The following is an 8994-nucleotide window of genomic DNA, read 5'->3' as shown; positions in this document are numbered from 1 at the left end:
TATCATGCTCGGCGTTGACCGACGCGAACTTGAGCATGTCAACTATACGCTGGCTCAGCTGGTCTTCGCTTTCTTCCCGGTTCTCCGCCCGGCCATCAACAAGGGTGCGGTAGCATTTGTCGATCAGCTTTTCTAATGCCTCAAACCGAGCCTCGTAATTTGGCGCCGTGGCATAGGCCAATGTCAGCCGCAGCTGTGGTTCAGGATTGAACTTGAAAAGGTCTTCAAAGGCAGAAGAGGCAGGTGAACGCTCAGACAAAGGCATTTTCCCGTGCAGAATAGTAAAGGTGCACCTTAGTCCAAGGATTTTCGATCAATTCACCGCTCTCGTCGTCGACCAGCTCTCCAGTGACCAACAATTCGTGAAAGTCTTCGTCGTCAAGCGGCCGGGGGTCTTCGTTGGAAAACTGGAGATATCCATGCGCCTTCAACAGAGCATGCTCTATCGTGGTCAAGAGGTTTAATGCTGGCAGAATGTACTGAAGATCCGCCTCGTCACCCAGTTTTGAATAGAAATAGCTCGCGGGCATAAAATGCAGCGTACCTTCATCTAAACGCTGCAGATGTTCGGCAATTGCTACGCATGCTTCATAGAGGCCAGGCGGCAGGTTCGCCGACCCCAGATCGTCTAGTGTCTGATCTATTCTGATCTGCGTCAGTGACCTGCGAGCTCCTCTAGTTTGGCTTTCTCACCCAAGCGTTCGATGACAAATTCATAATCAGCGGCGCGGATACAGTTTGCAATTGAGGCCCCTGAGATCGTTGGCATGTTACCAGGCCCGTTCCCAGAGGGACCGGATGCTGACAGTGCGACCGAGGGAACATAGTCGATGCCTTCCTCTGGACGCGGCCATTCCACAGTGACCTTGTACACTATAATTTCGGCGTCGTCGCCAAGTCCCTTCTTCCCTGCGAGATGGTACACTTCCTTTCGCTGATCTAGATACTGTCGATTTCGACGTAACATTTTCTCGTTCTTGATCGCTGAGGTTGGTGTGGCAAAGGTGATTTCGGTTACGGTACCCTCGTCTTCGTCGTCATAGAGCGCACGCACAGCAGGAAACAGATTTATTGGCCTCTCTAAGGCAACGATACCCCAATCGTTAACTTTGCGTTTGAGTATTGAATGAAACCCGTGCGCCTCCACCTCTTTCATGCCTTTGGGGTAATCGACACGTATTTCTAGGTAATCGCGATGATGTGGTAGCCAGATGACGTGAAGGAGCTGCGTGCGGACGTTTTTTAGACCAACGACCTCTTCGTATTTGTTCCGCATCTCTGACGGCTCATCGAATACACTAAATTCGATGCTTTCTCGTTTCGTATAAGTAAACACGCTGCTCAAGACCATACCGATGCCATCTTCATTGCTGGTGACATTGACGATCTCGAAATCACTACCCAACTCGTCAAGTTCGTCATCAGAAACGGTGTTCGGGAAAGCTTCAGTTGCTTTGCTCTCGGTCACTTCGCATTGAGTAAAGAACGCATATAGGCGGTCTCTAGCATCCTCATTGAACCGGTAAAGCTTGGTAAATTTGTCGCCGCACAAATTATGTTCGGTCAAAGCATCCTGCAACTCTCCAACAGGGAGGGCTTTATCGTCACCAGAGTATTTTTCGATCGTCCGCTGCCAACCTACGCTTGGCGAAATGCCCGCAAGGGCCAGCATTTTCCGCCCGTTGGTCCAAGACATCCGTTTTTCCATAGACCGTAATGTTTCAGTAATCATAATGTCTCCTCGGCAATAGTCGCGAGGCTTTCAGATCACTGTTGATTCTACCATACCTAAGCATAATCCGCGTGTTGAAAGGACGCCCCTGCTAGCAGGGGCGTCGTGGGCGTCAAGCAGGCAAGGGTTAGCCAGTGGCAATTTTGGTCAGGCGATCGATCTGCGGCTTCAGTCGGGCGATTGTGGCAGCGTCGCGCTTGCTGGTGGCCTCATAATATTCGCCACCGGGGCTTTGCATCTTCGATAACTCCGCACGCGCTTCGGCCGGCGTGGTGCTCAGCGACGTGCCACCATTGCCCATCACCATCTGATCATCGCCCATCATCTCGCCGATCGCGGCAAAGATGCGCATGGTCCCCGCGTCGCCAATCTTCGGCTTTAGGCTCTCGGCAAGGTTCTGCATTGCGGTTTGATCCAACCCCGCTTTTTCGGCGATGACCGACGCGGCCTGGCTGGCCAGCGTGAGCTTGGCTTCGGTTTGTTGCCCCCAGTCCTTTTGCAGATCGGCCATCATCTCGCTGTTGGCTTTGGCCAGATCGTCCGCCGAATTCTTATCGAGGGCCATGATGTTCTCTGCGTAGAGACCGACCATTGCGTTGACCGCGTCGTTCGACATGCCTTTCTCGAGCCCCAGTTCGCGCACCTTACCCTCAAGGCCCTCATCCCACTTGGCATCCTTCGGCCAAGCCTCGGGTTTCTTGATGTCGTATTTGTCGGCGCTTTCGGGGATCCCGAAAATATCAGCGTTGGTCTTCATCCAGTCGGTGACGCTTTCGTCCTTGCCGGGCTTGGTGAGCAGCTGATCGGCTGGCTTGCCAAGTTTGGTCTGGGCAGATTTTTCCATCTTGGCCAGTTTGATCACAGCGTCCAAAGGATCGTCGACGGTCAGGCCGGTGGCTTCGAGCATGTCGCGATGGTCTTTGAACTTGTCGCCCTCCCACCATTTGGCTGAGCCACCGTCACCACGTGTGAGGGTATCGTTGCCGCCGCCGGTGAGGGTATCGGCCCCGGCACCGCCATTGACGGTGTCATCGCCCGCGCCGGCGGACACTGTATCGTCCCCCACGCCGGCAGCGCCACCTTCACCGCCAGCGCCGCCACCGGCGTCGCCTTCGGGCGCAAAACAGATCAGGGGTTTGAGGAAAAATTTAACGTACATCGAGGCTCTCCATCAGTTGGCTCAATTCGTGGTGGGAAATATTGCCCTGTGCCAGCAGCAGCAGGGCGAGGTCGCGTCGCCCAGCGTCATATGCAAGGCGGTAGGGGTCGATGGGGGTCGGCTGGGGATAGCCATCCACCATGTCGATCGGCTGCAAGGCCATGAGGCCCGATTGCCGGATCAGATCTTCAGCGAGCTCCGGATCGCGCGCGAAAGCGCGGCGCCACCGTTGTGCAACCAGGCTGGCGGCATCGTCCGCCGCCGCAGCGCCGGCCGGGTCCACCTCCGGGCTCGGCCCACCGAAGAAGCTGCGGATGATGGGGAGGCGCTGCCAGATCATTGGATCCCTCCGTTTCCGAGCGTGACGCCCAAGTCCTTGGCCACGCCACCGGCGGCTTCAGCCATTTGCATCTGTTCAGCCTGCTGCTCTTTCTCTGCACGGGCCTTCGCAATCTCGTCGGCATCCTCCCGCGAGCGGAGGATCCGTGCCGGCAGCGATGGGCTGGCGTCATGCAAGGCTTCGGCAATAGCGTCGGGCTCCAAACGGTCGACATAACGCCGGTTCAACTGGGCGAGGGGGCCGAGATCGCCGATGAATTGGCGGATTGCGGTGCCTTCGCGCGCGCGCATCGCCATTGCCGCGGCTGACTGGTACCGCACCCGCAGGGGCATGCCGCTGGCCTCGGGCGGCGGTGGCGGCAATTGTCCGGCGCGCCAAAGCAGGCGGAAACGCCGCTCAAATTTGCGCGCCGCATATTCCTCCATGATGCGATCGGCGTGTGGGGCCCAGTTGCGCAGCCGCGCTTCTTCCATGATCCGGGTTTCTTCCTCGGTGACCCCGGTTCGGCCGGACAACGACATCACCGCATAGTGAAACGCTTCCTTGACCGCCTCGGTCTTTGCGCGTTTTTCCTCGATCGTGAGGCCGATATTTCCAGCCTGTTCGAGGTTCCGGATCAGCGGATTGCCCCGCATGTCCACCGCGCCATAGACCACCGATCCGGGCCGGAATGTCCCGTTCAGTGGCACCGCTTGACGGTCAGGTGCAAGCCGTGTGGGGTCTGCGGCCTGCTGTGCTGCTCGGATCGTAGCGCCATCCATCAAATTGACCATGCGCGCGGAGGGTAGGGCGATCATGCCGGGCCCCGTGCCATAGGTCATCCCGCTGTCGACGTCCCATCGGGGGTAATAGGCCGGCATGTCTTCGTGCCCAGCCATTTTCACCAGAGAGCGCCCCTCCTCGCAGGCAGTGATGCCCAGCCAAGGCTTACCACGTGGCCCGAGCTTGCCTTTGACGAACTGGTCGTTGTTCAGAATGTGGTAGTAGAAGGTCACATCGTCGGAGCTGCCCTTGTCCGCCATCTCATTGACTTTTTTCGGCAGCATCTTTGCCCCGTACTCGCGAACCGCTGCACGCGGTTTCAGGGTGAACTTGCGCACCATTTCCACGACGCGGCCATGGGCGTCGATCTCCACCACCACTTCGGCCAGCGACATCGTGACATCGATGAACTTTCGGTTGACGGTGTCGATCTGGTCATAGCCCGCCGCGTTGCCGAACCCCGCAAGGTCGGAATAGGCTTGGAAAGTCGCGCCATAGAAGCCGGACACCGACGGGCTGAAGCTGGCCAGCACGCGGTTGGTCACTAAATCATTCCACTCGGCCATCGGCCGCCACTGGTTCAGCTCCTGATCCGGTGTCTCAAAACCGCCCCAACGGTTGGCCGGGTTCGTCAGCGCGGCGTACATGCCTGCTGCAAAACTGCCCAAAGCCATGATTGGCTCACTGGACAGCGGCTTTTCCTGCTGCCGCCGCTTGTGGTCATAGAGACCAAAACCGCCGCGCTGCGGCCGCATCAGGTTGGCAATATCCTCCCAATCCTGCTCGTGACGGCTTCGGCTGCTTTTCAGCTCATCCCAACGCCGGATCGCCTCTTCGGCGCGGGGATCATTCTCGATCACGGTGTCCGGCTTCATGCGGACTGACCTAGACGCGGGGTCGAGGGGATGCCGACACTGCTGGTGAGGACGTTTGCCGCGGCGCCGGCGCGTCGTTTGCGCAGGCGAGCCTCGATGTCGGCTTGCTGGGTGGCTTCACGGTTGTCAGCTGCCGCGATACGAGGGGCCGCAATGCTCGGGGATTTCGGTGCAAAACACATGGTTCAGGTTTCCTTCTCGGGGGTGGGGTGGGTCCAGGCGAATTGGCTAAACATGGTGGCGGCTGCCCCGCCGAAACCGGGCATGTCTGTTTCGTGGACAAAGCCACAAGCGCGCAGAAACTGGGCGGCACGGGGGTGACCTGCCCAACTGCGGGCTTCGATGCGGTAGATGCCGTTTTCAGCGCAGAACACGGGCATCTGGGCGCGGATGTGCCGGGCGGCACCGATCAGCGCCCCCGGAACTTCTTGTGGTCGCGGGCGAGGAGTGCCGCTTGCGCAACACCGGCCTGGCCAGTGTTGGAAAGCCCGAGGACCGCGAAGGGGCGCGGCGCAGCTTCGGATCCGGTGCTGAGCACCAAAGACACCACCCGTGCTGGCTCGATCGCGCGCCAGTCAGCGAACAGTTCGAGGTGCGAGATGGGGCGACCGCGCATCTGCTCGGCCTCGATGTGATCCATCACGTCCAACCGCGACAAAACGTTCATGGCCGCATGATCGCTGTAGGGCTGGACCAGCACGGGTGGTGTAGCTCTCATGGCCTATGCTGCCTTCAGCAAGGCGCGCCGCGCTGCGTTGGCCCAGTTTTCCAAGGTCTGGTCGGGACCAGCACGCAAGCGACAGGAAACACCAGCCATCGTCATCTTCGGTGCTGCGGTCTCGTCCCCTTCCGCCATCTGCATACCTTCTTCGCGCTCGAACCGGTGGACCAGGTCCATGATCCGGTGGCCATGGCGGTTTTCGACCTGTTCGATCAGGTCTTTGACGCGCTGCTTGTCGATTTGCACCGGCTCTTCGGTTGGCTGCGCCTCGGCCGCCGCTTTTTCATCAGCCGCCTTCTTGTCTTCGGATGCTTTCGCCTCCGCCGGAGCCTTTTCATCAGCTACCTTTTTGTCCTCGGTCGCCTTCGCTTCGACTGAGGCCTTTTCATCAGCCGCCTTCTTTTCTTGGTCGATTTTGGCGTCGGATGCCTTTTGGTCCGTCTTGCTCATGCTCTCACGCTCCATAGGGGTTGGTGATATCCCAACCGGTTTGCAGGCCGCCGGTATTCCCCGACAGGGGCGGCCCTCCGTTGTGGCCCATCTGGCCACGTCTGTCGGTGTCGGGCATTTTCTTGGCGTAGGGGCTGGTGCCGTCCGCCTGGTGTTCGCTCAGGAGCAGGTACTGCAGCCCGTCATGCACGTTGGCTTCGGTGAAGCTCTTGTCGGGGACCTTCCGCTTGTCGCCGCTCTTGTTGGTCTCTTCGGTCCACACGTAGCGGGCCGCAAAACCACGGATTAGGAACTTGCAGGAGGGGTCGATCAGCAGACCGGGCTCACCGCGCGTCAGAGGGGCTTCCAGCGCTGCGCGAACCGCCTCAAGACGCGGTGTGATCCGGTTGGTGCCGATCCGCTGAGGCCGGATGTAGAAACCCGCAGCCTTGCCGACCATCAGGTTCCAAGTCGCGTTCTCGTCCGCCGCCTGGGAGGCACCGTGCTCGCCCGCCATGTCGCCCCAGCCCGCCTCGACACGGAAGCCGTTGAACCGTTCATCGAGGAGGTCCGCGAGGCGATTGCCAAAGACCGCCGCCATCAGCCGCTCTTCGGGAAAATGCAGCTCGGCGTAGATGCGCCAGCGGTAATCCTCAAGACATTGCGCGATCACTGCCGCGCCCTTGAAGCCCTGATCGAGGCCGATGCGCAGAGGAACGCCTTGGACTGGCTGCAACGGGGTGTCACTGACGTGCACTCTGCGGCTGAACTCACGTTTCCAGACCGGATCGCCCACGCGCAGATAGGTAACCTTGTTGTACACCAGCCGGTCGACCATATCCCCACGCCCAGCCAGTCGCTGTGTCGCGATCTGACGCTGGTAATAGGTCGGCGAGAGGTTCTGCATGTTCTCGCAGCCGTCCATGCCGTAGCCGGGCTGGTTGTAGAACTTGATCTCGATTTGTTTTGCGCCCTCTGGCAGATCGGCCGACAGCGCATCCAGCAACAACCGTCGCTTTTCTTCGTCGTGGAAAACCTCAAAGGTCCAGTTGTCCTCATCCGGGGCGTTGAAGTCCCCCACGATCTGACCGTAGCCGCGCAGATGCACCGGCAGGCCTTCGAAGTGCTGGCGGGCAGGCCAGCGGTCGATCCGGCCAATACCAACAGTCAAAATTTCCACCGGCATGGTATCGCTTTCGTTCAGCACGATATCGGTGGTCTGCACCCCGCGCATCGAGGCGACGATGTCGTCACCAAACGCCATGAACTCAGCGACGAATTCGATCGGCCCATGATCATCTTCGAAGTGGATCACGTGGGTCACCGGGTCGCCGCGGCCGCCTGACCATTTCCCGAGCTCCTTTGGAAAGGTTTCCAGATAGGATGGGATCGAGGTCGACCACAACTGGCGATAGGTTTCGCGGATGAAGAGCACCTTGTAGCGCCGCACACCGTCGATTGTGGACCGTGGCATCTCAATCGCGCGACGCAGGCGCGATTTCATCAGCGTGGTGGTCTTGCCCGAGCCTACCGGGCCCTGGATGCCGCAGACATCGGCATTGGACCAGTAGAACGCCTCGGAGATCGGTCCGGGAAAAGTGACCGTCTCGACATCCGGCAGGTTGCCAGTGGCGAATTCGCCCTCTAGGCTGTCAATTGCCTCTTTCGCCGACTGCCCCGCCAGGGCGGCAATCTGTTCATCTGTCAGTCCGAGCTTTGCACCCGAAAGAGGTGCATTCCCCCAACCCCTTCATGGGCAGAGGAATAGGTTCTCCCCCAACCCCATCCATCAAATCCAACAATCGCGCTCATTCTGAAACCTCCGGAAGGACCAAAAGGCTGAATGGGGTCGGAAACAGGGCCATAGAGACGGAGCGCGGGACCTCCCCCGGGGGTCGCGGCGGCCGCGCCCAGCAGCGCGGGACACCCGCAGATCGGACCGGCCGGGATGCTGTCCAAATGATTTTCAATCAGTGATACAGGCACCGCTTTTCCCTTTTGTTTCAACCCGTTGTTCATTCCGTCCGACTTTCATCGTCCGAAGCTGAATTGTCCGCTTCGGTAACCTCTTGTTTTTGCTGGTCTTTGTAGGCCACGTCCGCAGGCACCATCCGACCGCCCGATCGACCGCTGATCACGCGGGCATTGTCGCCCGGATGGGCGGTGCTCGGGGCGGAGGGAACGTTGACGAAGACCGACTGCTGGACGCTGACGTCCGGTGTCGCTTTGGGCGCGCCATAGGGCAGCAGTGCGTCGGCTGCGCGCAGCTGGATCGTGTAGAGCTGGATGAACGTCGACAGCCGCGTGCCAGCACCGGGCACGGCAGGCTTGGTGCCGCCACCCTTCACCTTCTGGGTCGCACCGTCGAAGGCCCAGGCGAGGACCAGCTCCGCGCGCTCCATGGCTGCCATCACGGCATCGCCGCTCGACGCCAGCCCAGCCATCTGCGCCAGAACGTCCTCTGGCATGGAATAGCCCTGAGCGGCGAGCCAGTCGCGCATCTGGTTGTTCACCTTGCCCTTGGCACCCTTCGGACGGCCGACTGGCTTGTCCTCGACCAGATCGACCGCGTTGCCCTGCTCATCGGGGAGGAAGGTCAGCTGCTCACCAGCTTCGCGGACCTTGTCCAACCGCTCAGCAGCGGTGCGAGCCATGACTTCGAAGGAATTCTTGGGCTTAGCCATGCTCAAAAACCCCTTTTTTATTAGATAACAGGGGGTTAAGTGCTGCCCACAACGCTACCCACAACGGTTTTTGGCCCTTTTGGCCTAGCGTTGTGGGTAGCGTTGTGCCTCTTTCTCTATATATATCAATGTCATAAGGTTTAGTCACAACGCCACAACGGAAAAACGGAGTTGCTCTCGTACGCGCGCACGCGTGCGTGCACACACACGAGAGGGGGCCAGTTTGGCGTTGTGGCGTTGTGGGTAGAGAGTAACCCGCTGTAGTTAAACGTCTTTTGCCCACAACAGAGGG

At 59.4% G+C, this 8994-nt stretch carries 11 protein-coding genes; all 11 read right to left on the bottom strand.

Annotated features, from left to right (window positions below; all coding sequences use genetic code 11):
- Nucleotides 1-259: hypothetical protein (locus ACFQAU_RS17815; protein ID WP_386283731.1), on the bottom strand; the 259-nt coding region annotated here is incomplete at its 3' end.
- The gene (locus ACFQAU_RS17810) at nucleotides 252-530 is read right to left on the bottom strand and encodes a hypothetical protein (protein ID WP_132443617.1); all 279 of its coding nucleotides are present in this window, start codon (nucleotides 528-530) and stop codon (nucleotides 252-254) included. The genes ACFQAU_RS17810 and ACFQAU_RS17815, both read right to left, overlap by 8 nt.
- A gap of 125 nt (nucleotides 531-655) precedes the next feature.
- Nucleotides 656-1732 (bottom strand): hypothetical protein, encoded by a 1077-nt coding sequence (locus tag ACFQAU_RS17805; RefSeq protein WP_132443616.1) that lies wholly within the window; start codon nucleotides 1730-1732, stop codon nucleotides 656-658.
- 127 nt (nucleotides 1733-1859) lie between these two features.
- Nucleotides 1860-2891: a calcium-binding protein gene (locus ACFQAU_RS17800; RefSeq protein ID WP_132443615.1), complete on the bottom strand. Its 1032-nt coding sequence runs from the start codon at nucleotides 2889-2891 to the stop codon at nucleotides 1860-1862.
- Entirely contained in the window at nucleotides 2881-3231 is a 351-nt protein-coding gene (locus ACFQAU_RS17795) for a hypothetical protein (protein WP_132443614.1), read from the bottom strand. The genes ACFQAU_RS17800 and ACFQAU_RS17795 overlap by 11 nt, the downstream gene beginning before the upstream one ends.
- Nucleotides 3228-4868: a portal protein gene (locus ACFQAU_RS17790; RefSeq protein ID WP_132443613.1), complete on the bottom strand. Its 1641-nt coding sequence runs from the start codon at nucleotides 4866-4868 to the stop codon at nucleotides 3228-3230. The genes ACFQAU_RS17795 and ACFQAU_RS17790 overlap by 4 nt, the downstream gene beginning before the upstream one ends.
- A 185-nt stretch (nucleotides 4869-5053) precedes the next feature.
- Nucleotides 5054-5248 (bottom strand): hypothetical protein, encoded by a 195-nt coding sequence (locus ACFQAU_RS17785; RefSeq protein WP_386279715.1) that lies wholly within the window; start codon nucleotides 5246-5248, stop codon nucleotides 5054-5056.
- Nucleotides 5249-5277: 29 nt separating this feature from the next.
- Nucleotides 5278-5586 carry a hypothetical protein gene (locus tag ACFQAU_RS17780; protein ID WP_386279712.1) on the bottom strand — a complete coding sequence of 103 codons (309 nt, stop codon included), beginning with the start codon at nucleotides 5584-5586 and terminating at the stop codon, nucleotides 5278-5280.
- Nucleotides 5587-5589: 3 nt separating this feature from the next.
- Nucleotides 5590-6054 (bottom strand): hypothetical protein, encoded by a 465-nt coding sequence (locus ACFQAU_RS17775; RefSeq protein ID WP_386279709.1) that lies wholly within the window; start codon nucleotides 6052-6054, stop codon nucleotides 5590-5592.
- Entirely contained in the window at nucleotides 6044-7492 is a 1449-nt protein-coding gene (locus ACFQAU_RS17770; RefSeq protein WP_386279706.1) for a hypothetical protein, read from the bottom strand. Before ACFQAU_RS17770 ends, ACFQAU_RS17775 begins: the two co-directional genes overlap by 11 nt.
- A gap of 541 nt (nucleotides 7493-8033) precedes the next feature.
- Nucleotides 8034-8702 carry a hypothetical protein gene (locus ACFQAU_RS17765; protein ID WP_132443609.1) on the bottom strand — a complete coding sequence of 223 codons (669 nt, stop codon included), beginning with the start codon at nucleotides 8700-8702 and terminating at the stop codon, nucleotides 8034-8036.
- Nucleotides 8703-8994: the final 292 nt, after the last annotated feature.

It is taken from the genome of Sulfitobacter profundi (genome assembly GCF_042661425.1).
Classification (GTDB): Bacteria; Pseudomonadota; Alphaproteobacteria; order Rhodobacterales; family Rhodobacteraceae; genus Sulfitobacter; species Sulfitobacter profundi.
Note: the sequence above shows the minus strand (reverse complement) of the source record. Positions and strands in the feature narration are given on the sequence as shown.

What these genes read in the sequence shown, in the direction of transcription:
- ACFQAU_RS17790 (WP_132443613.1), bottom strand. Translation starts at nt 4,868, where the DNA reads ATGAAGCCGGACACCGTGATCGAGAATGATCCCCGCGCCGAAGAGGCG.
- ACFQAU_RS17770 (WP_386279706.1), bottom strand. Translation starts at nt 7,492, where the DNA reads ATGCCACGGTCCACAATCGACGGTGTGCGGCGCTACAAGGTGCTCTTC.
- ACFQAU_RS17805 (WP_132443616.1), bottom strand. Translation starts at nt 1,732, where the DNA reads ATGATTACTGAAACATTACGGTCTATGGAAAAACGGATGTCTTGGACC.
- ACFQAU_RS17765 (WP_132443609.1), bottom strand. Translation starts at nt 8,702, where the DNA reads ATGGCTAAGCCCAAGAATTCCTTCGAAGTCATGGCTCGCACCGCTGCT.
- ACFQAU_RS17800 (WP_132443615.1), bottom strand. Translation starts at nt 2,891, where the DNA reads ATGTACGTTAAATTTTTCCTCAAACCCCTGATCTGTTTTGCGCCCGAA.
- ACFQAU_RS17780 (WP_386279712.1), bottom strand. Translation starts at nt 5,586, where the DNA reads ATGAGAGCTACACCACCCGTGCTGGTCCAGCCCTACAGCGATCATGCG.
- ACFQAU_RS17785 (WP_386279715.1), bottom strand. Translation starts at nt 5,248, where the DNA reads ATGCCCGTGTTCTGCGCTGAAAACGGCATCTACCGCATCGAAGCCCGC.
- ACFQAU_RS17795 (WP_132443614.1), bottom strand. Translation starts at nt 3,231, where the DNA reads ATGATCTGGCAGCGCCTCCCCATCATCCGCAGCTTCTTCGGTGGGCCG.
- ACFQAU_RS17775 (WP_386279709.1), bottom strand. Translation starts at nt 6,054, where the DNA reads ATGGAGCGTGAGAGCATGAGCAAGACGGACCAAAAGGCATCCGACGCC.
- ACFQAU_RS17810 (WP_132443617.1), bottom strand. Translation starts at nt 530, where the DNA reads ATGCCCGCGAGCTATTTCTATTCAAAACTGGGTGACGAGGCGGATCTT.